Genomic DNA, 26573 nt, shown 5'->3' with positions numbered 1-26573 from the left:
CGTATGACGGCAGCGCAGTATCACTGCATCGATGAGCGCGGTGCCACACGCTGGTTGTCGTTAGAGATGGTGACCTCGACACGGCGGTTCATTGCCCGACCTGAGTTCGAGTCGTTGCTCGCCACCGGATACTCTTCTCCATAACCGACCGCCTGGATGCGCTGCACATCGACCCCGGCGCGGGTCAGTGCGCGCCGGACGGACTCGGCACGGCGTTCGGACAGCTGCAGGTTGTAGGAGTCCGAACCGGTGCTGTCGGTATAGCCCTCGACCACCACCTTGCGCTCGGGATTTTCATTCAGGAAGTCGGCGAGCTTCTGTATGCCGCGCATACCGGCCGGCTTGAGCTCTGCCTTGTTGAGATCGAACAGCACATCGCCGAAGGTCACCAGTGTGCCGCGCTCGGTCTGTTTGGCTTGCAGATCCTGCTGCAACTTGCGGATTTCGTCCTGCTGGCGCTTGAGTTGTTGCTCGCGAGACTCGAGCCGGGCTTCGGCGCGCTTGGCGGACGCCTTCTCGATCTCCTGCTCGGCAGTACGCAGGGCGATGGTCTGCTCGGCGAGCTCGATGCGCCGCTTGGCCAGATAGGCGAGCTGATCGACTTTTTCCTCGTCGGCATCGTTGAGGTAGGCCTGGTTGGCCTTTTCCAGCATCTTGCCCGCATCTTCGGTTTCCAATGCGGCCAGTTGGCTGGAGCGCGCGTCGGCCTGCAGTTGCGAATATTGCCCGCGCGCTTGCTCGAGGTTCTGGTTGGGCTGCGAAGAACAGGCTGCCAGTCCGATGGTCACGGCGAGTAGGGTAGGGAGCGTCAGTAATTTATTCATAGCGAATCATCCTGTGTTGAAGGCGTGGAGAGTTGATCGTGGTGATCACTGGACGCTGCGCATGCTTTCTTCGCGCAGTTCCTGAATACCCCGGTTGGCGTCCTCTACAGCCTTCTGCGCTTTGGCCGCCTGAGCCTTGCGCTCGGCGACGCGTGCATCCCACTCGGCTTGTTCGGCCAGCTTGCGCGCTTCGTCGTAGTTCTCTTTCTGCATGGCCAGTTCGGCCTGCTTCCATTTTTCCTGCGCGGCGCGCATTTCCACCGCGGCATATTCGGTGCCGCCCGCGCTGACCGCGCTGCGCACTGCGGACTCGGTGACCGCGAACTGTTCATTGGGTGGATTGCCGGCACAACCAACCAGCAGCAGACCTCCCAGCGCAACGGCTGCCAGCTTGGGTAGCTGAAATCTCGATAGGGGGCTTTCGATGGTGTTCGTTTTCATAGCCAGTCTCCAGTGGAAGATCGGGAACGGTGCCCGCGAGCCGTGTGTTTGGCCCCTAGGGAGGACCCAGCAATCAGAACGGGCATGTTTTTGTGAGGGCGTCAGGCCGCAATCGTTCCAGTGAAAAGCCAAACGGAGCGCCTGAAGATGGCTTTTTAGAGCTGTCGAGAGAAAAGCGGGGCGGCCGGATGAGAACGCCTCGCTGAGTTGAACGGCTGGCCGGCCGGGGGCCGGCCGTGTCCGTGGTGGGTGTCAGGACTCGGCCGATTGCTCGGCCAGCAGGCGTTCGAGATGCTTGCGCGACAGGGCGAGAAAACGCGGTGTCGGGCCGACGTCTTCATAGATCGGATCGCCTTGCTCGTCGGTCGAAATCACCTTGGTACCCCGTTGGTAGGGAAGACTGGTCTCGATGCCTTCGAGCGCGGCGCCGACCAGTTCCCCCAGCAGTTCCTCGGTACTGCGCTTGGGATACATCTCCGCCAGCGCGGCCAGCCGTGCGGCGCTTTCGACGTCCAGTGGAATGGTGTATCGAGTGGTGCTCATGCGCCCGGTGGCGCTGCTTTCCCATTCACGGACAAGTTCTGAAATCTTCATCTAGCTCCATCCTTAGCCCGCCGTGGCGAGCGATATTGGCGTGTAATGCGAGCGACCGTCGAACAGACTTGCCTCGCGACGCCTTGTCTTCGACGGACACGCTGGGCACTCTGTTTGGAGGGTTCTTACAGCGTAGCCGTTCAGCATCGGTTGCATATCGGTTGTGAGCCTTTGGGGGCGCAGCCTGAGGAGACAGAACATGGCGAAGATCGACGCGCGGTTGCGCGAGAACGTTCACCTGCTCGGCGAATTGCTGGGCAACACCATTCGCGAGCAACACGGCGATGCCTTCCTCGACAAGATCGAACGCGTCCGCAAGGGTGCCAAGGGCGCACGCCGTGGTTCGGCCGACGGGGCCAGACTGTTGAAGGAAACCCTCGACGGGCTGGCCGACGACGAGCTGCTGCCGATGACCCGCGCCTTCAATCAGTTCCTCAATCTGGCCAATATCGCCGAGCAGTATCACCAGGTGCGCAGGCGTCGGCCCGGCGAGCCGGCTCCGTTCGAAATCGGCGTGCTGGGTGGCCTGCTAGAGCGGCTCAAGGGCGAGGGGTTCGGGCAGGAATTTCTGGCCCGGCAGGTGGGGCGGCTGGATATCGAACTGGTGTTGACGGCGCACCCGACCGAGGTGTCGCGACGCACGCTTATCCAAAAATACGACGCCATCGCCGCGCAACTGGCTGCACGCGATCACACCGACCTCGGCACGGCGGAGCTGGCACGTATCGAACTGCGCTTGCAGCGGCTGATCGCCGAAGCCTGGCACACCGAGGAAATCCGTCGCAGCCGGCCGACGCCAGTGGAAGAGGCGAAGTGGGGCTTCGCCGTTATCGAGAATTCGCTCTGGCAGGCGCTGCCCAATGTGCTGCGGCAGACCGACCAGGCGCTCAAGCGCAGCACCAGCCTGCACTTGCCGCTGGATGCGGCGCCGATCCGCTTCGCCTCCTGGATGGGCGGTGATCGCGACGGCAATCCCAACGTGACGGCAAAGGTGACCCGTGAAGTGTTGCTGCTGGCGCGCTGGGTGGCGGCGGATCTGTTCCTGCGCGATATCGAGGGGTTGATTACCGCCCTGTCGATGCAGGCTGCCAGCGAAGAACTTCTGCGTCACAGTGGCGAATCGGCCGAACCCTACCGGGCATTGCTCAAGGGCCTGCGCGAGCGACTGCAGGCGACGCGCGATTGGGCCAGCGCCGCGGTTGAACATGACCAGCCGCCACCCCCTGCCGTGCTACAGGACAACCGTGAGCTGCGCGAACCGCTGGAACTCTGCTATCACTCGCTGCATGCCTGCGGCATGGGCGTGATCGCCGACGGCACCTTGCTCGACTCCTTGCGTCGGGTGGCCGCGTTCGGCCTGTTCCTGGTGCGCCTCGATATCCGCCAGGACTCGACCCGGCATGTCGCGGCGCTGGCGGAAATCACCGATTACCTGGGGATTGGCCACTATGACCAGTGGGACGAGCAACAGCGCCTGGATTTCCTCCAGCGCGAGCTGAACAATCGCCGCCCGCTGCTGCCACCCCATTTCCAGCCGTCTGCCGAGACCGCCGAAGTGCTGGCGACCTGTCGTGTGGTGGCGCAGGCACCCGGTGCATCGCTTGGCTCCTATGTCATCTCCATGGCCCGCGGCGCGTCGGATGTATTGGCGGTGCAGTTGCTATTGAAAGAGGCGGGCCTGCAACGACCGATGCGGGTCGTGCCGCTGTTCGAGACGCTCGACGACCTGAACAATGCAGGCCCGACCATCGATCGGTTGTTGAGCTTGCCCGGCTATCGCCAGCGTTTGCATGGTCCGCAGGAAGTGATGATCGGTTATTCGGACTCGGCCAAGGACGCCGGCACCACGGCCGCCGCCTGGGCGCAGTACCGCGCGCAGGAAAGCCTCGTCGAGATCTGCCGCCAACACCAGGTCGAATTGCTGCTGTTCCATGGCCGTGGCGGCACCGTTGGGCGCGGTGGCGGACCGGCTCATGCGGCGATCCTCTCGCAGCCGCCCGGATCGGTAGCGGGGCGTTTCCGCACCACCGAGCAGGGCGAAATGATTCGTTTCAAATTCGGTCTGCCGGATATAGCTGAACAGAACCTCAGCCTGTATCTGGCGGCGGTTCTGGAAGCAACGCTGCTGCCGCCACCCATGCCGGAGCCGGACTGGCGCGAAACCATGGAGCAACTGGCTAGCGCTGGGGTCAAGGCCTACCGCGGGGTGGTGCGTGATCACCCGCAGTTCGTCGAGTATTTTCGGCAGGCCACGCCCGAGCAGGAACTCGGACGCCTGCCGTTGGGCAGCCGTCCGTCAAAACGCCGTGAGGGTGGCGTCGAGAGCCTGCGGGCAATCCCGTGGATATTCGCCTGGACCCAGACACGGCTGATGTTGCCCGCCTGGCTTGGCTGGGATCAGGCGCTACAAGCCGCACTGGAGCGTGGCGAAGGTGATCGACTGAAACAGATGCGGCAGCGTTGGCCGTTCTTCAGTACCCGTATCGATATGCTCGAGATGGTGCTGGCCAAGGCCGATGGCGACATCGCCAAGCGCTACGACGAGCGCCTGGTCTCTGCGCAATTGCAGCCCCTGGGTGAGGATTTACGTGACAGATTGTCGCAGGCGGTGGCGGCGGTACTCGATCTGACCGGTCAGTCCGAGCTGCTGGCACACAGCCCCGAGACACTTGAGGCGTTCAGTCTGCGCAATACCTATCTCGACCCGTTGCACCTGATGCAGACCGAGTTGTTGGCCCGTTCACGGCAACAACGGAGCCTGGCGGAAAGCCCTCTGGAGCAAGCCTTGCTGGTCAGTGTCGCGGGTATTGCTGCCGGGTTGCGCAACACTGGCTGACGGCATGAGAGGACGGCGCGTGGCGCGTCGGGTAAACGTCGTCACGCCCGCGCGGCGACGTTTTACCGCCCCCACCCTTGGCGGCAGGCTCACCGCAAAGGGGTCCATGAGGGTCGCTTGTCTGCTTTCTGTGCGCTGTGTATCGTGTTCAACCTTTTGTCGCATGGCGGCAAACCCGATTTTTTGATTCGCCAGAGGTAGGGTTGCATTCATCGACCTGGCGGCACCCTTTGCAAAACTTGAGGACTCACTCCATGCGCGTAATTCTGCTGGGAGCGCCCGGTGCCGGGAAAGGCACACAGGCACGCTTCATTACCGAGAAGTTCGCCATTCCGCAAATCTCCACGGGCGACATGTTGCGTGCAGCGGTCAAGGCCGGTTCGCCGCTGGGCCTGCAGGTCAAAGACGTCATGGACAGCGGTGGTCTGGTCTCCGATGAAATCATCATCGCGCTGATCCAGGAGCGGCTGCAGCAGCCCGATTGCTCCAATGGTTTTCTGTTCGATGGCTTCCCGCGCACCATCCCGCAAGCCGAGGCGCTGCGTGATGCCGGTGTCAAGCTGGATCACGTACTTGAAATCGCCGTGGATGACGAAGAGATCGTCGGTCGCCTGTCCGGCCGCCGTGTGCATCCGGCCTCCGGTCGGGTGTATCACACCGAGCACAATCCGCCGAAGGTCGCCGGTGTCGATGACCTCACCGGCGAGGAGCTGATCCAGCGCAAGGACGATCTGGAAGAAACCGTTCGCCATCGCCTGAGCGTCTACCACTCGCAGACCAAACCGCTGGTGGCCTTCTACCAGAACCTCGAAGCTAGCGAAGGCACGCCCAAGTGCAGCCGCGTCGAAGGCGTCGGCTCGGTGGAAGAGATCACTGCAAAGGTGATGGCTGCACTCAGCTAAACGGTCTTGCTGTCAACCAACGGCCCGCTTTTGCGGGCCGTTGTCGTTTCAAGGCAAATCGAAGTGGTAGGCAAAAACGCCGCTGAGCGCTACAGCGCTCGGCTAGGCAATTTGACATAGCTCCGGAAAATCGCATGCTTTCGGATGATGTCGTTACGCCTGGCCTCGCCCGCAGGCGTACGACGCTGTGCCCCGTCGCTCGGCGGGCCGCAACGCTGGCAAAAAAAGACCTAAACCGTTTTAATGCCCGCCCACTCGGCAACCTGCATAAATCATCATGACCACTCTGCTGGCGCTGGATACTGCGACCGAAGCCTGTTCCGTTGCATTGCTGCATGACGGCAAGGTAATCAGCCACTACGAAGTGATTCCGCGGCTGCATGCGCAACGGTTGCTGCCGATGATCCAGACCCTGCTGGCCGAGGCGGGAATCGCCCTGTCGGCGGTTGATGCGCTGGCCTTCGGTCGCGGCCCCGGCGCTTTCACCGGGGTGCGTATTGCGGTTGGCGTGGTGCAGGGGCTGGCGTTCGCGCTGGAGCGCCCGGTACTGCCGATCTCCACGCTGGCGACGATCGCCCAGCGCGCGTATCGCGAGCATGACGCAGGGCAGGTGGCGGTGGCCATCGATGCGCGCATGGATGAGGTCTATTGGGGCTGCTATCGCGTGCATGAGGGCGAGATGCAGCTGGCTGGGATCGAAGCCGTGTTGCCGCCGGAACAGGTCAGCCTGCCACGCGATGGCAGCGGAGACTGGTTCGCTGCTGGCACGGGCTGGCGCTATGGCGAGCGGCTTGCGCTGAAGCCTGCCGCGGTCGATGCGGCGTTGCTGCCACACGCCGAGGATCTGTTGTGTCTGGCGACCTATGGCTGGCGACGCGGAGAAGCGGTGGAGGCCGATCAGGCCCAGCCGACCTATCTTCGCGACAACGTCGCCACCCCGAAAGCCACTCGGTGACCAGCGGCATTGCCAAACTCCTGGCGGATCGCTAGAGTCGGCGGCACTTGAACAGGTGAATGATGCGCCTCAACGGTCTCGCCCCCTCTGCCTATCCCATCGAACGTCCTGCCCCGCATGGCAGCGCGCCGGTGCCCTATCGCGAAAGTGAAAGGGCTGCGGAGCAAGCGCGTGAGTCGATCGTTACCCCGTCCAGCCAGGCCGATTCCACCTATGAACACCTCTCCAGAGGCACTCGGAGCGAGTCCACCGACTATGCCTCGGTAGTCTCCGGCGACTTCATGCCGGCCCGCTTCGAAGCCATGATGGAGCGGCCATTGACCAGTCGTGCTTCTCAAGCGCTGCAGAGCTACGGCACCACGGCGAGCTTCAGCGCCGATCTTGATGCCCACGAAGTGCTCGGTCTGGATCTCTACGCCTGAGGCGTAGCGAACCGCGCGTGAACCTTCCCTACTTTCTCGGCTGCCCGTCCTGGAATGACGCCGCCTGGCGCGGGGCGCTCTATTCGCCAGGTTTGCCGGCGACTGAGTTCCTTGCACGCTATTGCGCGGTCTTCAATTCCGTCGAAGGCAATACCACGCTCTACGCCTGGCCGTCCGTAGCGAAGATCGAACGTTGGGCGGCGCTGATGCCGGACGACTTTCGCTTCTGCGCCAAGCTGCCACGGGAGATCAGTCAAGCGACGGATCTGCGTGAAACAACGGATCTGATCCTGTCGTTCCGTTCGCTGCTGGCTCCGCTGGGGCAGCGGGTCAGTCCGTTCTGGTTGCAACTGCCCGCCACCTTCGGCCCGGCTCGCCTGGGCGAACTGGTGCCTCTGATCGAAACCTTGAATAGACCGTTGGCGGTAGAGGTGCGTCACCCCGCGTTTTTCGCCAGAGGCGAGGAGGAGCGGGCGCTGAACCGCTTATTGCACGAATGCGGTGTCGAGCGCGTCTGCATGGACACTCGCGCACTGTTCAGCTGCCGGACGAGCGATCCCGCCGTGCTTCATGCACAAAGCAAGAAGCCGCGGCTTCCTGTGCGTCCGGCGGCGTTCAGCCAGTCACCGCAGCTGCGCTTCGTCGGGCATCCCGAGCTGGCAGCCAATGATCGCTTTCTCGCGCCCTGGCTGGACAAGGTGGCGGGCTGGATCGAGGCAGGCAAGCGTCCGCATGTATATCTGCATACGCCGGACAACCGGTTGGCGCCGGATTTGGCCATGCGTTTCCATGAGCAGCTCAGCGGACGGCTGCCGGGTTTGCCCCCACTGGCGGTAGCGCCGACACAGAGCGAGTCGCAGATGTCTCTGCTCGATAGCGAACCCTGCTCGTGATTTGCCGGTAGCGGGCGGCGCTGCAACCTTGGCGTGTCGGCGTTGCCAAAATCGCTATGACTTTCGGCCGATTCTTCCTGTTGCTGCTGCTCGCATTAGGCGGGTTCGTCTACGCGGTATGGCGCGGTCACGTCGATGTCCCGCCGAAGTGGAATCCCTGGGCGCCGCTGGATATTCGCGAGGCGCCGAACCTGCTCACTTCCTTCAAGCTGCGGCGTCTGCAGGAAGATCGGGAACTATGCGAGCAGGCGCTGAAAACGTCCGATCTGAGCTACGTTGCCGTGCCGGACAGCACGCCGCAACCCGGCTGTCCGGTCGAGAATGCCGTGCGCGTGAGCGGCTCGGCGGTGCGCTTCAACGGCCCCTTTCTCGCGACTTGCCCGCTGGCTGCCGCCTATGCGTTGTTCGAACGCCATGGCTTGCAGCCCGCAGCGCAACAGGTGTTCGGTCAGCCGGTGGTGCGCGTCGATCACTTCGGTAGTTTCGCCTGCCGCAACATCGCCCGCAGCAACCGGCGCAGCCAGCATGCTTCGGCCAATGCGCTGGATCTGGCCGGGTTTTGGCTGCAGGACGGTACGCGCATTACCGTGGCTCGCGACTGGAAAGGCGATGACGCCAAGGCGCGCTTCCTTCGCAGGGTCAAGGCAGCCGCCTGCGATGCCTTCAGGATTACTCTGAGCCCGGAGTACAACGCCGCTCATCACGATCATTTCCATGTGGATATGGGCGGTTTTGGCCTCTGTCGCTGAGGCACGCCGGCGTCGCCTCTGGCAGAATGCGGCGTTTTCCCGCCACCGAGCTCCGTATGATTGCTTCATCCCCGTTAGTTCGTGTCGAAGCCCTTGCACCTCAATTTGCCGAGCAGGCTGGTGCCTGGGCATCGCGACTGGAATTACCTTTGCGGGCGGACGAGGCAGAGTTCGCCCTGCAACTGGGTGAGAGCGGGTTGCAGCTGCAATTGCTCGGCCCTCAGGCGCCGGGCCCGGTCCGGGTGGATTTCGTTGAGGGCGGCGCCGCACATCGTCGTCAGTTCGGCGGAGGCAGCGGGCAGATGATCGCCAAGGCGGTCGGCATTCAACCCGGGATTCGCCCCAGCGTGCTGGACGCAACAGCCGGACTTGGCCGCGATGCCTTCGTGCTGGCGACGTTGGGCTGCGACCTGGTGCTGTTCGAGCGCCAGCCGCTGATCGCCGCCTTGCTGGAGGACGGCCTGAGGCGCGGGTGTGAGGACGCCGACGTGCGATCGATCGTCGAACGCATGCGCCTGCGGCATGGCAATGCCATCGAGCTAATGGCCCAGTGGCAGGGTGATCCACCGCAGGTGATCTATCTCGATCCGATGTTTCCGCATCGTGAAAAGAGCGCGTTGGTGAAAAAGGAAATGCGCCTGTTCAGACCCTTCGTCGGGGACGATCTGGACGCGGGTGTCCTGCTCGAGCGGGCGCTGGCGCTGGCCAGCCACCGAGTGGTAGTGAAGCGGCCACGTAAAGCGCCTGCCATTGACGGACCCAAACCGGGTTATAGCCTGGAGGGTAAGTCCAGCCGCTACGACATTTACCCGAAAAAGAAGCTATCCGCCGGTCAATGATCACTGGCTGGCGATGATCCGATTCGGCGGTGGAGCACAGGGCACTTATGAGTCTTCGCAATCTTCTGTAACCAAGCGGCTGGAGGTCTTGTGCGCCGGCTGCTCGGCAGTGGCTGCACGAAGGGCGGGTTCGGTTGGCCGACCACCATCGTGCTCGCGGCGTTGCGTTGGCCTTGCTTAATGTCGCCAACAATGGCATTTCTAGGCCGTGTTCCGTTGCTTTGCAAGCCAGGCTGCTGAGCCAAGGGCCGCGCGCCTTTAAGGGCTGGTGTGGCCGGCAGTGAACCGGGACACGTCCTGGATCAGACCGTTTGTGGGCTGAACGGTGGTTACCTAGATCGCGTAGAAGGAAGAGCATATGCAGATCCAAGTACATAGCGATAACCACATCGAAGGAAGCGCCCGTCTCGTGGACTGGGTCAGCGGCAATGTTGCCGACAAGCTGGATCGGTTCGACGACGAAGTCACCCGCGTCGTGGTGCATCTGAACGACGAAAACGGCGTCAAGGCCGGCGCCCACGACAAACGATGCCAGATCGAGGCACGCCCGAAAGGACAGCAGCCGGTCTCCGTTACACACAAGGCGGCATCCCTGGAACTGGCCGTGGACGGTGCCATCGACAAGCTCAATAACGCTCTCAAGCATCAATTCGGCAAACTGCGCAGCAAGCGCGTATCGGCACCTACGCCGATCGAAGGCGAGACCCTCGAAGTCGAGGGCCGGGACGCCTTGTTGGAAGAAGATTTCCTTGCGGACGAGCAGCTGCGCACCTCCTGAAACTGGCCATCCATCGCTCCTTCGGGACGTAACCTGATGGCTACACCTGTCATTCATTTCCCATCTCAGCAGGCAGGCATCGCTCCGCGGTGCCTGCGCCTTGCTCGCAAATCTGCCGGCTCCACCATCTTCCCTTAAGCGACCATCGGCCCTTTCGCACGCCGGTCCTTGTGCTATACCCAGTCAAGGTACTGCGCGAGGAGCGTCGGCTAACGGCGCGCTCGGCTCGTGGCGGACCATGACGAGAGGGGGGCAATTTTGCCGTATGAGCATTGTTGATAATTGCTCACGGCTATCAACAGCGAGGTGACACCATGACCATGATGCAATGCGAGTACCGCGATCACGTCATTACGGCCGAAGTGATGGAACATCCCGGCACCCCGACTCCCTGGGCCGGTGGGTGCCGAATCAGCAACCCGCAGGGACAGGTCACTCGGCGTATGGCGCTTCCGGTCGGGCACGCCTTCATGGCGGAGCTCGAGCAAGCGCAGCGGGCATCCATCGCCCACGGCAAGTGGCTGGTGGACCAATATCTGGATCAAGGCAGGCAACTGTTCGACAAGGCCGCCTGAATTTCCTGCGGGCCGCGCCCCTCGCGCGGCCCGCTTCTTTCTTACGGCCACTGCCGAGCGCGTGGCTAAGCGTTCCGTTGAACTGTTAGCCGTGCTGGAGCCTCTACTGGGGACGTCGCCTGCGCCTGAGCAGCGCCAAACCCACCAGGACGAGGACCCGTTCGATGGAACTTCCCAACAAAGACATGACCACACTGTTCGAGCAGCTGGGCCTACCTTCGGATCCAGCCAGCATTGACGATTTCATCGCCGAGCATGCGCCGCTACCCAACCACGTCAAGCTTACCGAAGCGCCGTTCTGGAGCGACGCGCAGCGTGCCTTCCTCGCCGATGAATGGATAGAGGACGCCGAATGGGTGCCGATCATTGATGAACTGAACGCTCGCCTTCACGAAAAGCAGGCACAGCCCTGACCCAAACCTGGGCTTGCAGCGAGCGCGCAACGCCAACCAATCCACTGGGTCGAGCGCGAGCCTGACGTGGTGCTGGGAGCGGTTAGCCGAGGCCGGTGTTTGCCTGCCCATGACGATTCACTAGAATTCGCCGCTCCCGCGCGATGCCGCGCTTCGTTGTAGACCCGCTGCAAGAAGGACAACCATGAATAGCGACCCATCGGCGGCCAGCCCTCTCGATATCGCGGCCCGTTACGCCTGCGCCAAAGCCCTCTCACTCGAGGCGGCGCAGCTGGGCCTGGACTACTACCGCAAGCGCGACGTGCTGACGGTGGAGCACAAGGGCGACGACCTTCAGGATGTGGTGAGCATCGCAGATAAGCAGATCGAAGATTTTATTCGTGCCCGACTGGCTGAGCGTTTTCCAGAGGATGGATTTCTCGGCGAGGAGAGCGGTTCCGCCGATCTCGGCGCCCGTTGCGTGTGGGTGATCGATCCCATCGACGGCACGGCCTGCTTCGTCAACGGACTGCATAACTGGTGCGTCTCGATCGGCCTGCTGATCGACGGCGAGCCGCATTTGGGCGCCATCGCCGATCCCAATCACAACGAGCTGTTCCATGGCTGCCTGGGCCAGGGTGCGTTCGTCAATGACACGCCCCTGAAGGTGAGCGGCGCCACTCATGTGGGACAGGGCGTGACCGCCACCGGCACCTTTCACCCGCGTGGCAAGGAGCATTTCATCCCGTTTCTGGAAAAGCTGCTGGCCGAAGGCGGTATGTTCTTTCGCAACGGCTCCGGCGCGCTGATGACCGCCTATGTGGCGGCCGGGCGTCTGCTCGGCTATTACGAAACCGAGCTGAAAAGCTGGGACTGCATGGCCGGCCTGGTGCTGGTGAAGGAGGCGGGTGGCTGCGTGAACGACTTTTTCCGTAATGACGGGCTGTTACGTGGCAATCCCTATCTGGTCGCCTGCCCGGGCGTCTATCCGCAACTAGCGGAAATGATCGGTCCTTCGCTGGACGGTTGAGGTCGCAGCGGACGTCGAAGCGTCCGCAGCTGCGTTCGCACGGCCGCGTGCGAACGGACCATGGCTCGGTATCAGGTGCGTAGCTCGGGGGGAACCGTCCCGCCGTGTTCGGCGAGTTTGTGCATCACGGTGCGGTGCAGCCAGATGTTCATCTGCGCCGAGTCGGCCATTTTGTCTGGCGGACAACCCAGCTCGGAGGCGAGCTCCTTGCGTGACTCCAGGCTGCTGTCGAGGCCCAGCAGTTTGAGCAGGTCGACGATGGAGGTACGCCAGTTCAGCTTTTCCGGAAAATTGGCCGCCATACCGTCGAGCTTTGCGGGCACGTCAACGGCACTGGTGGTCCCGCCCGCAGTGCCGACGGTGCCGGCGGTCACTCCACCGGCGGTAGACGGTGCCGTGGTCGCGTTGTTGGCCGCGGTGGGCCGCTCGGAGTCGACCACCGTATCGGTGGCGTGCTGATTGACGCCCGAATCCGGGGCGGCAGGTTTGTGCGCTTCGTTGCTCACGCCACCCATGCCCAGCGCATCTTTGATCTTGTCGAACAGGCCCATTGCACGATCCTCGGTTGATGTAGGTTTCCGTTGGACCTTCGCGGCGCTCAGGTCATTCACCGCCGCAGGTCGGAAGCCGGACGCTGGTGTCATTTGGTACGCATCTGGTGCACCGGACCTTCGCTGCGAGTCGGCTATGTGCTTTTGCATGGATGGATCAAAGGACGCGCAATGACGTAGGCGGGTATAAGCAAGCCGCCGGAGCCGCGGCGGCCTTGCGATAACGCGTTCACTCGGCATTCGACTCGACTGCTGCCGCCTCGTCGCGCTGTTCGGCTGGAGCGGTGTCAGAACACCAGCATGAACAGGCCGATCACCACCAACAGACCGATCAGGAAAATGATGCCAATGGTGCTGCCCAGAAACTTCAGCATGAGGATGACTCCTGTTGCAGTGGGTTCACTAATTCCGACTGGGGCGGGCGGTGATCGTTCAGACAGCGGCGGGTAAGCGGCGCAAATGCCGCGTCAAAGGTGCTTCCAGATCAGTTGCAAGCCGGCGAGCAGCATGCCGATCCGAGCGATTCGGTAGAACCAGGTGTGATCGATACGTTTGTGCAGCCAAAGCCCGGCCCAGACGCCGAATGGCACGATGGGCGCAAGCGTCAGGCTCAGCAGCAAATTCTCGCGACTGAACTGGCCAAGTGCGGCGTAGGGAACTAGCTTGATCGCGTTGGTCATCAGGAAGAACAGATTGATGGTCGCCACGTAGCGCAGCTTGTCCAGCTGTTGCGGCAGCAGATGCATCATGATCGGTGGGCCGCCCGCATGGGCGACGAAGCTGGTAAAGCCGGCAATCGACGAGAGCAGCGTGCCGCGACCGCGCTGCAGTGGACGTGGCTTGTCGTTGTTGGTGATCAGCCCGAGCACCACGAAACCCACCGCGATCACGCCCATCATCAGGCCGATCATGCGCTCGTCGAGCAGGCCGAAGGTGAGCGAACCCAGGGCAATGCCAATCAGCGCGCCAGGCAGCATGACCTTGAGATTGGCGGTGTCCCATTTACCGAAATAGGCTTTCAGACCCACCACGTCAGCCAGACAGAGAATCGGCAGCATCACGGCCGCTGCCTGTTTCGGTGAGATGGCCAGCGCCAGCAAGGGTACGGCGATGCCCCCCAGGGCACCGCCAAAGCCGCCTTTGGATAGCCCTGTGAGAAAGATCGCAGGCAGCGCGAACAGCAGAAAATCGGCAAGGTTCATGACGGTGTTGGCGCTCGACGGGAAGAGTGCGGATGAGTCGTTTTGGCGACGGATCAATCATCGCATTTTTTACCGGTCGATCAGTTTGCCGCGATGGGGCCGATGCGCTCGGTGGTGCCGGCCAGATGCATTGGTCGGGATAGCTCGGGGCTGAATGTGGTCAGCATGGAAGGCTGGTGAACGTCACCGGTCTTTCTCTCCCGCTCGATCCAGGTGCCGTATGGATGTACGCAAATCAGCCTTATGGTCATCCATCTTCGGAACGCCGCTGCGCCGTCTTGTGGTCGGCTCGGCACTGCTGACCGCGATATTCGCCAATGGCGCGAGCGCCGATGATACGGACGAGTTGGTGAGTCTGGTCAACGAGTTCCGCGCCTCGGGCGAAGGTTGTGGCGGCGCCAAGGCCGAACCGGTCGGCCCCCTCGCACCCGCCGCTGCACTGGCATCGATACCTGCCGGTGCCGGCGCGCAGATCCAGCAGGCGGTGGTGGAGTCGGGCTACCAGGCGGCCAGCCTGCAGGCCATGGCGGTGACCGGTCCTGGCGATGCGAACACCGTGATGCGCGTCTTTAAGCAGCGTTACTGCAGTGCATTGATGAACGACGATTTCGCTGAGATCGGCGTCTCGCATGAGGGCAATACCTGGCAATTGATTCTGGCAAAACCGTTGCTGTCCGCCGATATCGGCGACTGGCCGCAGGCCGGCAAGACGGTTCTCGAACAGGTCAACCGAGCGCGTGCCGAGCCGCGGCGCTGTGGCAATCAACGGTTCGATGCGGCGCCGCCGCTGAGCTGGAACGAGCAACTGGGGGAAGCCGCGTTGGCCCACAGCCAGGACATGGCTAAAAGGGACTATTTCGCTCACCAGGGTCATGATCAGAGCCTGGCTGGTGACCGCGCCAGGCGTCAGGGCTACCGCTGGCAGCGCATCGGTGAAAACATCGCGGCTGGTCATGGTTCTGCCGAACAGGCGGTGTCGGGCTGGCTGGCCAGCCCAGGCCACTGCCAGAACATCATGAATCCGGACTTCACGGAAATGGGTGCCGCCTATGCGACCCATCCACGCAGCGCGGCGACCATCTACTGGACGCAGGTGTTCGGTACGCCGCGTTAGCCTGGCGCGTTACAGCGCGCCTTCCAGCCATTCGTGCGCCTCGGTGGACTGATGCTGATCGAAGGCCTTGACCTTCAGGCCAGGAATAAGCGCCCCTTCGATCTCGCTGGCCTTCCTCATCCACTCCTTGGCGCAAACGACCGCGCAACGGTCGAAGCGGCGCACGAAACGGAACATCTGCGGAATTCGCGACAGCTCGACGCCGACCGCGCCGAGCGTTGGCATGTCGAAGTCCCCAACTCGGAAGAGCATCTGCCCATGGGTAATGCCTTCGGACTTTCTCATCAGCTCATCAAGCGCAAAGCGCATTTCGTTGCTGTCGAGCTTGCCGGAAAAATCCACGTCGATACGTTTGTCGCCTATACGCGTTACATGGAACATCTCATCGCTCCTTTAGCACGGGGAATGACGGCTCGGGCTCGTTTACTTGAACCATAGCTGTCGAGGCGCATCAGCTCGAAAAAAAAGCACCTTGATTTTTCGTTTTCATTGACCTTCGTCAATGCGCTGAAACGCTGTCTCAGGACTGTTTTTGAAGGCCAACTAGCCCGTCTGGATCAGTAAGTTCAGTCATGATCAACGGTATTAAAAGTAGCGCATTCCAGGCCGAGACAAGGGCAACTGCGCCAGCGTCGGAGGACGTTTCAATGGCCGTGACGCTCTTTTTTAATTGGCCACTGGACGATCACATGATCAGCTCTGGCGAACGCCATCCGAACCCTGTTACGCAGCCTCCGCCTGCGTACTATCAATCTCCAGATCTTCTTTTCCTACAGCCTGATCTTTCTGTGCGCGGCGATCACGGCAGGGGGTTGTTTCTTTCCAGCAGGGACGCCTCACAACTCGATATGGCCGGAGCCCAGCGAATGCTGAGCCAGAAGATGGTCAAGGAGGCGCTGTTGGCTGCGCAGGGCGTTGGCGCGGCGGGCGATGTGGAAAGCTTGAAGAGCCTGACCGGGCGTTTCCGCCTGGAAGCCTGACGCCGGCTTGCGTGTAACAGCGTGCGTATGCGAGCGGGGCAGGGCGATCGATCTCGCGGTATCGGAGAAGGGTAGGAGAGGGATTCGAGGGGAAGGCGAACAGCCCCCGCGCCTTGGCGCAGGGGCTCAGGATCAATCCTGGCGGCTGGTCACTTCCAGCAGGTGGTAACCGAACTGGGTCTTCACCGGGCCCTGCACGACGTTGATCGGCGCGCTGAACACCACGGTGTCGAACTCCTTGACCATCTGGCCCGGACCGAACGATCCCAGATCGCCGCCCTGGCGGCTGGAGGGGCAGGTGGAGTTGTCTTTGGCAACCTGAGCGAAATCGGCGCCGCCTTCGATGGCAGCTTTCAGCTCGTTGCACTTTTCTTCGGTGGGAACCAGGATGTGGCGGGCAGTGGCTCGGGCCATGGGGTGTACTCCAGTTGGAAAGTTGCGAGCCTACCGGATTTGCCCTGCGATTCAAACGCTGCCTCCATCCAAGTCTGTTCGCACGTCGTCCATCGGCGCAGCGGAGGCTTCGGTCATGATCTCGTCATTGCTGTTCACTAGCGTGAGCCTGGGAGCCACCAAACCTGGCTTTTATCTCACGCTTACCGGAAGCCGACGATGACCGATGATCTGAGTAATTCGCTCCAGGTATACGAGCACCTGTTGCACGAGTTTCAGGACAGCCTCGACGAAGAGTTTGAAATGGAGTTGGACGATGCGCGCATGGATGCGTTGATAAGGCGCGAAGGCATGCCGCAACCGTCGGATAGTGGGTTGTCCCGACGGGTCTATTTCTCCGAACTGCTGCGTCTGCAAGGCGAACTGGTCAAGTTGCAGGACTGGATCGTGCATCACAAGCTACGCGTGGTCGTGCTCTTCGAGGGACGGGACGCGGCGGGCAAGGGTGGGGTCATCAAGCGCGTGACCCAGCGGCTCAATCCGCGCATCTGCCGCGTTGCCGCCTTGCCGGCACCCAACGACCGCGAGCGCACCCAATGGTATTTCCAGCGGTACGTCTCGCATCTACCCGCCGCTGGCGAAATGGTCCTGTTCGACCGCAGCTGGTACAACCGCGCCGGTGTCGAGAAGGTGATGGGCTTTTGCAGCGACGACGAATATGAGGAGTTCTTCCGCTCGGTCCCGGAGTTCGAGCGGATGCTGGTGCGCTCGGGCATCATCCTGATCAAGTACTGGTTTTCCATCTCGGATGAAGAGCAGAACCGCCGATTCCTGGCGCGCATCCATGATCCGCTGAAGCAATGGAAATTGAGCCCCATGGACCTCGAATCCCGGCGTCGTTGGGAAGCCTATACGCGGGCCAAGGAAATCATGCTCGAGCGTACCCACATCGACGACGCGCCCTGGTGGATCGTCGAGGCCGACGACAAGAAGCGTGCACGCTTGAATTGCATCAGTCACCTGCTGAGCCAGTTGCCCTACGGCGAGGTGGAACGCGCCCCGGTGAAGTTGCCCGAGCGCGTCTACAACCCGGACTATCTGCGCAATCCGGTGCCGGACAACATGGTCGTGCCGACGCTCTATTGAGCGCCGGTTCGGTTTGCGTCGGTCGTGCTCGGTTCCTGCGCTTGCTGCAGAGCTGCAAGGCTGCGCGCATAGCGCTCGGCCTTGAGTGGCATGTAGCCGGTGAAATGAATCCAGCTGGGCAAGCCGTCCAGGTAGTGTTCAACGAATGCCTGGGTGATGGGCTTGCGCTGAAGGCTCTGTTCGTTCAGGTACAGGAACAGCGGGCGTGTCAGCGGCCTGTAGCGGTTGTCGCTGACCGTTTCGAGCGTTGGAAAGATCGGGCCGCTGCCATTGTCCACCGCGAGCAGCTTCAATTCCTCCCAGTGCCGATGGTAGGCGCCGATGCCGAAGAAGCCGAGCGCGTTAGGCTCTGCCGCGATGCCTGCGGCCAACTGCTCTTCATCTTCGCTGGCGGTGTAGTCCTGGCGGCTGCGATGGGTGGTTCCCACGATCTCCTGAGTGAAAACATCATAGGTACCTGAATCCTGTCCTCGCCCGAACAGCTTCACCGGGCGATCCGGCCAATCCGGGCGGATCTGGTTCCAGCGCATGACATGCCCTTCTGCAGCCGGTGCCCACAACGTCTTGAGTTCATCCACCGTGATGTCGTTTGCCCAGCGGTTGCTCGGGTGTACCACCACGGCGATGGAATCCATGGCCAGCGGAACCTGGCGATAGCGGATGCCATTCTCGGCGCAATGCGCTTGCTCTTCGGCGTTCATCTCGCGCGAAGCGTCGTTGATGTCCGTTTCGCCGGCGCAGAAGCGGCGAAAGCCGGCAGTGGTTCCGGAGAACTTGACCTCTATGGGATGGCCTGGCCGGGCGCGTTGAAAGCGTCGTGCCGCTTCCTTCGTCAGTGGGTAAACGGTGCTGGATCCATCGACGAGCAGCCCGTCGGACACCGGCTCAACGGCATGTGAGGACGGGGCGAGCACCGTGTGCAGACTCAGCGTGAGGCTGATCAGCAGCAGAGGGCCTGGTTTGACGCGCATGTGTCGTTCCTCTACGGGTGTCAGGATTTCGCTTTCAGCCATTCGGCCTTGAGGGTGGTCCAGAACAGCTGAAGGCTGTTGAAACGGGTATCCACTGCATTGATGTATTCGTCCAGGTGCTCGATCTCACGGTGCTGCGCACGTTGTTCCTGGGCATCGATGCGTTCCAGTTGGGCTTCGAGCTCATTGAGCGATTCGCGCAATTCGCGGATGCGGTTTTCGGTCTGGATGCGACGTTCGCTTTGCATGATTGGGCTCCAGGCTGGGTCAGAGTTGGCTGCCGCCGATCAGTAGCAAGGGCAGGCCGAAGAACACGCCTCCGATATACGCCCCGACATACAGCTTGCTGCGTTGCGCCAGATCCGCCAGGTAGTTGGCAATGGCCGGAGGTACTCCGCGCAGGAAGGGCAGTACGTAGATGATCGAGATACCGAGAAGATTGAACAGCAGGTGCACCAAGGCGATCTGCATCGCGAGTTCCGCCGTTGGTCCCGCAATTGCCGTGGCGGCCAGCAGGGCAGTGACGCAGGTTCCTATATTGGTGCCCAGCGTGAAGGGATAGACCTGCTTGAGGGTAAACACACCGGTGCCCGCCAGCGGCACGATGAGCGCTGTTGTCGTCGAGGAGGATTGCACCAGCATTGTGATCAATGTGCCCGAAGCGATGCCCGACAGCGGGCCGCGTCCGACGCTGGCGTGCATGATGTCCTTGGCGCGCCCGACCATCACCTTGCGCAGCACTTTGCCGATGGCTTGCACCACGAACAGGATCAGGCCGATTCCGATGGTGATCAGTGCGATCCCGGCCCACACCTTGTTGGGCAGCCAGGAGACGCTGGCATCGAGCAGGTCGCTAGCCGGGGCGAGCAGCGTTTTCATGAAGTTCATGCTCTTCATTTCGACCCCGGTGCTGTCGTTTACCAGCAGACCCGCCAGGACTTCGGACATGCGCTGCAGAGGATGGAAGAGCAGTTCCAGCGGTAGCAGAATCGTCACGGCGGTGATGTTGAACGCATCGTGCACGGTCGCTGCCGAGAAGGCGCGATGAAATTCCGGCCCGCTGCGGATGTGGCCCAGGCTGACGATGGTGCTGGTCAGCGAGGTGCCGATGTTGGCGCCCATGATCAGCGGAATCGCAATCGGGATCGGCAGCCCGCCGGCGACCATGCCAACGATGATCGACGTTACCGTGCTGGAGCTCTGGATCAGCGCCGTGGCTGCCAAGCCGATCATCAGCCCGACGAAGGGGTTGGTGGCAAAGGCAAACAGCTCCTTGGCGTTATCGCCAGTGGCGGCTTTGAAGCCGTCGCCGATCGCGCCCACTGCAGCCAGCAAGAGGTAAATAAGCGTGATGACCAGAAGCCAGGACAGCCATTGGCGTGTGATCGGGGAGGAGGGGCTTTCCGCCAAGGCACCGGTATTCGTCGTCATCAGGCAACTCCCGTGAGCGTGTAGGTCGCTTAACGGTGCCGCGCTGGTGTGAACGCTTGATGACCGCAGCGGACTGCGGGACGAAGGGTTGAAGGCGTTTCGATTCGGCAGAAGGGCGGCTTAATGGGTAAGCGATACGCTATCGCGGACACTTCCCGAACAGTTGCGGGCTAGTCGTCGAGCTAATGTCCGGCCTGCCATGGGCAGGCCCGATCGAATCAGGCGGCGTCGCTGCTGCGCGCGGAGTTCTCAGTGGGCTGCTCGAGCAGATGGCGTTGCAGGCGCTCCTTCTGCGGTTCGCTGAAGGCCAGACCGAGTTTGGTGCGACGCCAGAGAATGTCGTCCACATCGTTCGCCCACTCCTCGCGGCGAAGATAATCGACCTCTTGCGCGTACAGTTGGTGGCCCAGGTCCTCACCCAGCGCGTCGACCGAGCGCGCATCGCCCAGCATTCGCCAGATGCGATTGCCGTAAAGCGTTGCCCAGCGCTTGGCCAACGCGAAGTCGACGCCCTGCACCTTGCTCATCAGTGCTTCGATGAGTGCTTCGACGGTGCTCATCCCTTCGCCGCCGGGTAGCGGGGCGCTGGCCGTCCAGCTCGGCTCCATGTCCGGGAAGTACGGTTTGAGCTGCGTCATCGCCGATTCGGCCAGCTTACGGTAGGTGGTGAGCTTGCCGCCAAACACCGACAGCAGCGGGGCCTGCTTGTGCTCGGCAGCCAGCGATAGCGTGTAGTCCCGGGTGACGGCCGAGGGGTTGTCGGATTCGTCGTCACACAGCGGCCGCACGCCAGCGAAGGTATGCAGAATGTCCTTAGGCTCCAACTGCGTGCGGAAATGCGTGTTGGCTATACCCAGCAAATAGACGATCTCTTGCTCGGTAATGCTGACCGTAGCCGGATCGCCGTGATATTCCCGATCGGTGGTGCCGATCATGGTGTAGCGATCCAGATAAGGGATGGCAAAAACGATGCGCCGATCCTCGTTCTGCATGATGTAGGCCTGTTCGCCTTCGTACAGCCTGGGCACGATGATATGGCTGCCCTGGATGAGGCGGATGCCGTATGGCGAGCGCTGCTGCAGGTTCTCACCGATGAACTGCGCCACCCAAGGCCCGGCCGCGTTGACCAGCGCTTTGGCCCGCAAGGAGAAGCGGCTGCCATCCTGACGTTGCAGTTCGACATGCCAGATACCGGCGGCACGCTTGGCGCTCAGGCATTGGGTACGGGTATGGATATGCGCGCCTTTTTCTCGCGCGGCCATGGCATTGAGCACGACCAGGCGCGCATCGTCGACCCAGCAATCGGAATATTCGAAACCGCGGCGGATCGCCGGCTTCAGCGGGCTGTCATCGCCGAAGCGCAGGCCGCGCGAAGCCGGTAGCTTCTCGCGCTTGCCGAGGTGGTCGTACAGGAACAGGCCAGCACGGATCATCCATGCGGGGCGCAGGTGAGGGCGGTGCGGCAACACGAAGCGCATCGGCTTGACGATGTGCGGCGCTTTGGCCAGTAGCACTTCGCGTTCGGCCAGGGCTTCGCGGACCAGGCGGAATTCATAATGTTCGAGATAGCGCAGGCCACCGTGGATCAGCTTGCTGCTGGCCGATGATGTATGGCTCGCCAAGTCGTCGCGCTCGCACAAAAACACCGAAAGTCCGCGACCAGCCGCGTCCGCAGCGATACCCACACCATTGATTCCACCGCCGATGACGGCGATGTCGTAGAGTTCGGAGACGGGGCAGGCGGCTTCGGTCACGGGGTTCTCCTCAAGAACGAACATTTATTTTCGAATATGAACATCCTAGCGCAGAAGAAGTTCGCTCTCCAGATGGTATGTTCGTTTTTTATATCAAAAGAAAATAATCGAACCTATTCGAACTGCCAATTGGTGCTAGCGACGGCGCTTGTGCAGTCGTAGTGATTCGGGATTGTCCCGCTCGGAGTGGAAGCAGAGGCGGGCCGAGCAAAGAAATGTGGCAGGCGGGTGTGACAGAAAGTCACTCGGCTTGGTTCGGTTAAGCGCAACGCCTTGCCTGCACGCAGTTCGTGGAACGGCTCAGTTTCGTAGGCGCCAGCCACGGTGTCGGGATATGGTCCGTATTGGTGGCTAAAGCCACCCTACGGCGCTGGCGCTTGTAGAGGCATCCATCCAGTCGTGGCGAGTTGCGCGCCTCGCCGAAGACGCTCTGTAATGGCGGGTCAACCCGTGACTTCGAGTTTGACCTTGTGGCGATTCAACAGCTCCATGAAGGTTTCCGGTGGCCGGGCTTCGGTGAACAGCATGTCGATCTGCTCCAGCGAGCCGAGTCGGGTCATGGCGCTGCGGCCGAACTTGCTCGAATCCGCCGCGAGAAAGATCTTGCGCGCGTTGCTGATGATGGCCTGGGAGACGCGCACTTCCTGATAGTCGAAGTCCAGCAGGGTGCCGTCTTCGTCGATCCCGCTGATGCCGATCAGGGCGAAATCTACCTTGAACTGGCTAATGAAATCCGCTGTGGCCTGGCCGACCACGCCGCCGTCGCTGCGCACATTGCCGCCGGCGATCAGCACGTCGAAGTCTTCCTTGGGGCTGAGGATGCTCGCCACGTGCAGGTTGTTGGTGATGATCTTGAGATCGCGGTGATTGAGCAGCGCATGGGCGATGGCTTCGGTGGTGGTGCCGATATTGATGAACAGCGAAGCCTGATCAGGAATGTGCGCGGCCATGGCGTCGGCGATGCGGCGTTTCTCGTCGCGCATCTGCCGGGCACGCTGGGTGTAAGCGGTGTTCTGCACGCTGGAGTCGTGGGCGGCACCGCCGTGATAACGACGCAGCAGGCCGGCTTCGCCCAGCTGATTGATGTCACGACGGATGGTTTGGGGTGTCACCGAGAACTGTTGCGCCAGCTCTTCGATGCTGACGTAGCCGCGTTCGCGCACCAATTCGAGAATGCTCTGCTGTCGTGGGGCCAGACTCATGGAGGCTTCCTTGTTATCGATATGCCGGGAAGCATGCCGCAGTCTGGTCCGTGATTAAAGAATTGTTCATTTGCGAATAGCAGCGCCCAGCGCGGAAGTGAATCCGGCTGGGCGCAATCAAGATGCCGATTCGGTAGTCGAGGCTATTCCTCTTCCCAGTCGCGGGTGCGACCCACCGCCTTCTTCCAGCCCTTGTAGAGCGCTTCACGCTTCTCGTCATCACAGGCCGGTTCGAAGATGCGCTCGATTGTGGCCTTGCTGCGCAACTCGTCCAGGCTGCTCCAGAAACCGGTCGCCAGGCCTGCCAAGTAGGCGGCGCCGAGGGCGGTGGTTTCCTTCATCTGGGGACGTTCCACGTGCGTGCCGAGCAGGTCGGCTTGGAATTGCATGAGGAAATTGTTGGCCACTGCGCCGCCATCCACACGCAGTGAGCGCAGGCGCTCGCCGGCGTCCTGCTGCATGGCGTCGAGCACGTCGCGGGTCTGGTAGGCGATCGATTCCAGCGCGGCGCGGATGATGTGGTCGACCTTGACCCCACGGGTCAGCCCGAACAGTGCGCCACGGGCACGCGGATCCCAATAGGGCGCGCCGAGCCCGGTGAACGCTGGCACCAGGTAGACGCCGTTGCTGTCCTGTACTTTGGTGGCGAAGTATTCGGAGTCCAGCGAGTCGTTGATCACCTTCAGCTCGTCGCGCAGCCACTGCACGGTCGAGCCACCGTTGAAGATGGCGCCTTCCAGGGCGTAGTTGACCTCGCCCTTCGGCCCGCAGGCTATGGTGGTGAGCAAGCCGTGCTTGGACTGAACGGCCTTGGTGCCGGTATTCATCAGGAGGAAGCAGCCGGTTCCGTAGGTATTCTTGGCCTGGCCGGGCTCGACGCACATCTGGCCGAACAGCGCGGCTTGCTGATCGCCCGCGATACCCGCGATCGGAATGCCGGTGCTCTGTCCGGAGCCCAGATAGGCGTGACCGTAGACTTCGGAGGATGAGCGCACCTCTGGCAGCATTTCGCGCGGTATATCCAGCGCCTCCAGCATCACCGGATCCCACTCCAGCTTGTGGATGTCGAAGAGCATGGTGCGCGAGGCGTTGGTGTAATCGGTGACGTGAGCCTTGCCCTGGGTCATCTTCCAGATCAGCCAGCAATCGACGGTGCCGAACAACAGTTCGCCCCGACGGGCGCGTTCACGGCTGCCCTCGACGTGATCGAGAATCCACTTGATCTTGGTGCCGGAGAAGTAGGGGTCGATGACCAGGCCGGTGGTGTTGCGGATGTGTTCTTCCATACCGTCACGCTTGAGCTGATCGCAGATCGGCGTGCTCTGGCGACTCTGCCAGACGATGGCGTTGTAGATCGGCCGGCCGGTGCTCTTGTCCCAGACGATGGCGGTTTCGCGTTGGTTGGTGATGCCGATCGCTGCGACCTGCTCGTTAGTGATGCCGGCCTGTGCCAGGGCTTCGACGAACACGCCGCTCTGGGTGGCCCAGATTTCCATGGGGTCATGCTCGACCCAGCTCGGTTGCGGATAGATCTGCGCGAATTCGCGCTGAGCAATGGTGACCACGTTGGCGTTGCGGTCCAGCACGATGGCGCGGGAACTGGTGGTGCCCTGGTCGAGGGCGACGATGAATTGCTTGTTGTTCTGAGTGCTCATGGTGTCGATTCCTTAACGAGCTTCTTGGGCAGTGACATCGTGTGCGGTGTAGCGCTCGGCCTTGCGGTCCGGCTCGGCGGCGCAAGCGCCTCCATCCAGATTTGGCAGATGCTTGCAGATCAGCGCCTTGTAGCCTGCGGCGCCGATGCAGGCACCCAGCACCGGGGCGATCAATGGAACCAGAAAGTAGGGGATCTCCCGGCCACCGGTAAAGGCCACTTCACCCCAACCAGCGAAATACGTCATCAGCTTCGGTCCGAAATCACGCGCCGGGTTCATTGCGAAGCCGGTGAGAGGGCCCATCGCGCCGCCGATCACCGCGATCAGCAGGCCGATCAGCAAGGGTGCCAGCGGGCCGCGAGGCAGGCCGTTGCCGTCATCGGTCAGGGCCATGATCATCCCCAGCAGGATAGCGGTAATCACCACTTCCACCACAAACGCCTGACCGACCGATAAGGATGCATGAGGGTAGGTGGAAAATACCGATGCGAGTTCAAGGCTGGCGATGCTGCCGCGGGTCATGTGCTGCGTCTGTTCGAAATCGAAAAACAGGCTGCTGTAAAGACCATAAACCAACGCAGCGGCGCAGAAGGCTCCCGCTGTCTGAGCGAGGATGTAGGCAGGGACCTTGTTGCGCTCGAACGTGCCGAACAACCAAAGCGCGATGGACACGGCGGGATTCAGATGAGCGCCGGAAACACCGGCGGCAAGGTAGACTCCCATACTGACCCCGATACCCCAGATAACGCTTATTTCCCAAAGACCTAGCTCTGCGCCGCCAAGCTTTAACGCGGCCACGCAGCCTGTGCCGAAGAAGATAAGCAGGGCGGTGCCGAGAAACTCGGCAATGCATTGCCCCCGTAGCGTCGGGGTGGACGGGTTGCTCATGCGCAGGTCCTCTTCTGAGTCTGTTGTTGTTGTAGTCCGAATACTGCGAGGGTTCGGAAATGTTCGGAAATGAAAACTTAAAGTCAAAATACCGAGCTGTCAAAGTAAAAACTTGAACATTTCAACGGAAAGCTGACGAAAGGCTGTTGTCGCCGCCACTGATGACGGTTTTCTGGCGTGGCGAGGTGAGCGGTCGCAACGGCTGGCTCGATGCGTGGCGATGATCGTGTGTTAAGGGCCGGGCGGGACACGCAAGCCGGATCGCGTCTGGGGGAGATCCGCTGCAGCATGATTTTGCTGATCAGCTTGCGCGGTACCGCACTCGGTCTTCCGCGGCATGGCTTCGAAGCTGTCGGCCTGAGCCATGTATTGCACCTGTGTGGGGGCGGCGGGCCTGCCGGAAAAGCGAGAAGCCTATCGTGCCGGCCTTGGCTCGCCTATCGCAGGTCCGTTCCGCGCCGCTCAACGATGCAGGCGCGACAGTGTCGCCGGGTCAGGGTCGGCCGCGAAGAACGCATCCAGCACCGTTTGGAATACGGTTCGCTCAGGCGCAACGGTGGCGAATAGCGTCATGCTCGAGCGCAGCTTTATGTCGTCGGGTGAACCAAGAATCTGCCGTGCCGGACGCTCGGCATGGGCAAGCAGCGCCTCCGCGCATTCCTCAAGACGAGGCCCGAGCAGGGCGTGCTGTAGATAGGCCGCCGCCTCGTTTGCATCCTTGATGGCGTAGCGACGCGCCATATCACTATGGCCGAGGCCGGCTATCTGCGGAAAGATGAACCACATCCAGTGGCTTTGCTTATGGCCGGCCTTCAGCTCCGCCAGTGCGCGGTCATAGATCGATTGCTGGGCGTCGACGAATCGCTGCAGGTCGTATGGGTCGCTCATGGTGTCTCCCGGCTGCTCATGGCTGTCCTAATCAGAGCCGGAATGGCGAGGTTGATTCCCGAAATGAAGGGAGCCGGGTGTCGTAGCCGGGGGGCAGGTGCTACGCCCGTGGCGCTTCGTTGGGCCTATCGGCGATCGCGGTGTCGATGCGTTTGTTGTAGGGCCGAC

28 protein-coding genes and 1 pseudogene are annotated in these 26573 nt (G+C 61.7%); 14 read left to right on the top strand and 15 right to left on the bottom strand.

Annotated features, from left to right (window positions below):
- Window positions 1-20: 20 nt before the first annotated feature.
- The 3 genes from UF78_RS15200 to UF78_RS15190 form a co-directional block, all read right to left on the bottom strand.
- Entirely contained in the window at window positions 21-824 is an 804-nt protein-coding gene (locus UF78_RS15200; RefSeq protein ID WP_045163054.1) for an OmpA family protein, read from the bottom strand.
- Window positions 825-869: 45 nt separating this feature from the next.
- Window positions 870-1265 carry a DUF4398 domain-containing protein gene (locus tag UF78_RS15195; protein WP_045163053.1) on the bottom strand — a complete coding sequence of 132 codons (396 nt, stop codon included), beginning with the start codon at window positions 1263-1265 and terminating at the stop codon, window positions 870-872.
- Between the two features lie 252 nt (window positions 1266-1517).
- Window positions 1518-1859, bottom strand: a complete 342-nt coding sequence (locus tag UF78_RS15190) for a hypothetical protein (RefSeq protein ID WP_045163052.1) — start codon at window positions 1857-1859, stop codon at window positions 1518-1520.
- A 199-nt stretch (window positions 1860-2058) separates the two neighbouring features.
- Between UF78_RS15190 and ppc the strand changes: the two genes are divergently transcribed.
- From ppc to UF78_RS15135, 11 genes are all read left to right on the top strand, one after another.
- On the top strand, window positions 2059-4695 hold the full coding sequence (gene ppc / locus UF78_RS15185; protein WP_045163051.1) for a phosphoenolpyruvate carboxylase: 2637 nt from the start codon (window positions 2059-2061) through the stop codon (window positions 4693-4695).
- Between the two features lie 254 nt (window positions 4696-4949).
- Complete coding sequence (gene adk, locus UF78_RS15180) at window positions 4950-5597, top strand: adenylate kinase (RefSeq protein WP_045163050.1); 648 nt, start codon at window positions 4950-4952, stop codon at window positions 5595-5597.
- 277 nt (window positions 5598-5874) lie between these two features.
- Window positions 5875-6552 carry a tRNA (adenosine(37)-N6)-threonylcarbamoyltransferase complex dimerization subunit type 1 TsaB gene (tsaB, locus tag UF78_RS15175; protein ID WP_045163049.1) on the top strand — a complete coding sequence of 226 codons (678 nt, stop codon included), beginning with the start codon at window positions 5875-5877 and terminating at the stop codon, window positions 6550-6552.
- A 59-nt stretch (window positions 6553-6611) separates the two neighbouring features.
- Complete coding sequence (locus UF78_RS15170) at window positions 6612-6974, top strand: hypothetical protein (protein WP_230623663.1); 363 nt, start codon at window positions 6612-6614, stop codon at window positions 6972-6974.
- Between the two features lie 17 nt (window positions 6975-6991).
- Window positions 6992-7867 (top strand): DUF72 domain-containing protein, encoded by an 876-nt coding sequence (locus UF78_RS15165; protein ID WP_045163048.1) that lies wholly within the window; start codon window positions 6992-6994, stop codon window positions 7865-7867.
- Between the two features lie 56 nt (window positions 7868-7923).
- Window positions 7924-8616, top strand: a complete 693-nt coding sequence (locus tag UF78_RS15160; protein WP_045163047.1) for an extensin family protein — start codon at window positions 7924-7926, stop codon at window positions 8614-8616.
- A gap of 56 nt (window positions 8617-8672) precedes the next feature.
- Window positions 8673-9455: a class I SAM-dependent methyltransferase gene (locus UF78_RS15155; protein WP_045163046.1), complete on the top strand. Its 783-nt coding sequence runs from the start codon at window positions 8673-8675 to the stop codon at window positions 9453-9455.
- Window positions 9456-9813: 358 nt separating this feature from the next.
- On the top strand, window positions 9814-10233 hold the full coding sequence (locus tag UF78_RS15150; RefSeq protein WP_045163045.1) for an HPF/RaiA family ribosome-associated protein: 420 nt from the start codon (window positions 9814-9816) through the stop codon (window positions 10231-10233).
- 314 nt (window positions 10234-10547) lie between these two features.
- Window positions 10548-10808: a hypothetical protein gene (locus UF78_RS15145; protein ID WP_045163044.1), complete on the top strand. Its 261-nt coding sequence runs from the start codon at window positions 10548-10550 to the stop codon at window positions 10806-10808.
- A gap of 164 nt (window positions 10809-10972) precedes the next feature.
- Window positions 10973-11221 carry a DUF2789 domain-containing protein gene (locus UF78_RS15140; RefSeq protein WP_045163043.1) on the top strand — a complete coding sequence of 83 codons (249 nt, stop codon included), beginning with the start codon at window positions 10973-10975 and terminating at the stop codon, window positions 11219-11221.
- A gap of 184 nt (window positions 11222-11405) precedes the next feature.
- Window positions 11406-12230, top strand: coding sequence for an inositol monophosphatase family protein (locus UF78_RS15135; RefSeq protein WP_045163042.1), 825 nt, complete (start codon window positions 11406-11408; stop codon window positions 12228-12230).
- Between the two features lie 71 nt (window positions 12231-12301).
- On the opposite strand, the gene UF78_RS15130 is transcribed toward UF78_RS15135, so the two are convergent.
- Both UF78_RS15130 and UF78_RS15125 read right to left on the bottom strand, forming a co-directional pair.
- On the bottom strand, window positions 12302-12781 hold the full coding sequence (locus tag UF78_RS15130) for a DUF3597 domain-containing protein (RefSeq protein ID WP_045163041.1): 480 nt from the start codon (window positions 12779-12781) through the stop codon (window positions 12302-12304).
- A 467-nt stretch (window positions 12782-13248) separates the two neighbouring features.
- Window positions 13249-13983: a sulfite exporter TauE/SafE family protein gene (locus UF78_RS15125; protein WP_045163040.1), complete on the bottom strand. Its 735-nt coding sequence runs from the start codon at window positions 13981-13983 to the stop codon at window positions 13249-13251.
- A gap of 220 nt (window positions 13984-14203) precedes the next feature.
- On the opposite strand from UF78_RS15125, the gene UF78_RS15120 reads away from it, so the two are divergent.
- Window positions 14204-15097: a CAP domain-containing protein gene (locus UF78_RS15120; RefSeq protein WP_155397657.1), complete on the top strand. Its 894-nt coding sequence runs from the start codon at window positions 14204-14206 to the stop codon at window positions 15095-15097.
- Between the two features lie 9 nt (window positions 15098-15106).
- Here UF78_RS15120 and UF78_RS15115 read toward each other — a convergent pair whose 3' ends face one another.
- Window positions 15107-15478, bottom strand: coding sequence for an STAS/SEC14 domain-containing protein (locus tag UF78_RS15115; RefSeq protein ID WP_045163039.1), 372 nt, complete (start codon window positions 15476-15478; stop codon window positions 15107-15109).
- A gap of 318 nt (window positions 15479-15796) precedes the next feature.
- Between UF78_RS15115 and UF78_RS23290 the strand changes: the two are divergent.
- A pseudogene (locus UF78_RS23290) lies at window positions 15797-16035 on the top strand (type IV pili methyl-accepting chemotaxis transducer N-terminal domain-containing protein); the annotation flags it as partial.
- Between the two features lie 174 nt (window positions 16036-16209).
- On the opposite strand, the gene UF78_RS15110 reads toward UF78_RS23290, so the two are convergent.
- A complete protein-coding gene (locus tag UF78_RS15110) occupies window positions 16210-16491 on the bottom strand; it encodes a peptidylprolyl isomerase (protein WP_025242533.1) in 282 nt (93 codons plus the stop codon).
- Between the two features lie 198 nt (window positions 16492-16689).
- Between UF78_RS15110 and ppk2 the strand changes: the two genes are divergently transcribed.
- Window positions 16690-17616, top strand: coding sequence for a polyphosphate kinase 2 (gene ppk2 / locus UF78_RS15105; protein WP_045163038.1), 927 nt, complete (start codon window positions 16690-16692; stop codon window positions 17614-17616).
- On the opposite strand, the gene UF78_RS15100 is transcribed toward ppk2, so the two are convergent.
- The 8 genes from UF78_RS15100 to UF78_RS15065 form a co-directional block, all read right to left on the bottom strand.
- Window positions 17610-18587, bottom strand: a complete 978-nt coding sequence (locus UF78_RS15100) for a PstS family phosphate ABC transporter substrate-binding protein (RefSeq protein ID WP_045163037.1) — start codon at window positions 18585-18587, stop codon at window positions 17610-17612. The two genes, ppk2 and UF78_RS15100, sit on opposite strands and share 7 nt — an antisense overlap.
- 20 nt (window positions 18588-18607) lie before the next feature.
- Entirely contained in the window at window positions 18608-18835 is a 228-nt protein-coding gene (locus UF78_RS15095) for a hypothetical protein (RefSeq protein ID WP_021207578.1), read from the bottom strand.
- A 19-nt stretch (window positions 18836-18854) separates the two neighbouring features.
- Window positions 18855-20018, bottom strand: coding sequence for a Na/Pi symporter (locus UF78_RS15090; protein WP_045163036.1), 1164 nt, complete (start codon window positions 20016-20018; stop codon window positions 18855-18857).
- Between the two features lie 218 nt (window positions 20019-20236).
- Complete coding sequence (gene glpD / locus UF78_RS15085; protein ID WP_045163035.1) at window positions 20237-21796, bottom strand: glycerol-3-phosphate dehydrogenase; 1560 nt, start codon at window positions 21794-21796, stop codon at window positions 20237-20239.
- Window positions 21797-22215: 419 nt separating this feature from the next.
- Complete coding sequence (locus tag UF78_RS15080) at window positions 22216-22974, bottom strand: DeoR/GlpR family transcriptional regulator (RefSeq protein ID WP_045163034.1); 759 nt, start codon at window positions 22972-22974, stop codon at window positions 22216-22218.
- A gap of 143 nt (window positions 22975-23117) precedes the next feature.
- A complete protein-coding gene (gene glpK, locus UF78_RS15075; RefSeq protein WP_045163033.1) occupies window positions 23118-24629 on the bottom strand; it encodes a glycerol kinase GlpK in 1512 nt (503 codons plus the stop codon).
- A gap of 12 nt (window positions 24630-24641) precedes the next feature.
- Window positions 24642-25517, bottom strand: coding sequence for an MIP/aquaporin family protein (locus UF78_RS15070; protein WP_045163032.1), 876 nt, complete (start codon window positions 25515-25517; stop codon window positions 24642-24644).
- A gap of 462 nt (window positions 25518-25979) precedes the next feature.
- A complete protein-coding gene (locus tag UF78_RS15065; RefSeq protein WP_045163031.1) occupies window positions 25980-26405 on the bottom strand; it encodes a DUF1810 domain-containing protein in 426 nt (141 codons plus the stop codon).
- Between the last annotated feature and the right edge of the window lie 168 nt (window positions 26406-26573).

It is taken from the genome of Stutzerimonas stutzeri (assembly GCF_000952685.1).
Lineage (GTDB): Bacteria > Pseudomonadota > Gammaproteobacteria > Pseudomonadales > Pseudomonadaceae > Stutzerimonas > Stutzerimonas stutzeri_E.
This window is presented reverse-complemented; position numbering and strand designations above follow the sequence as displayed.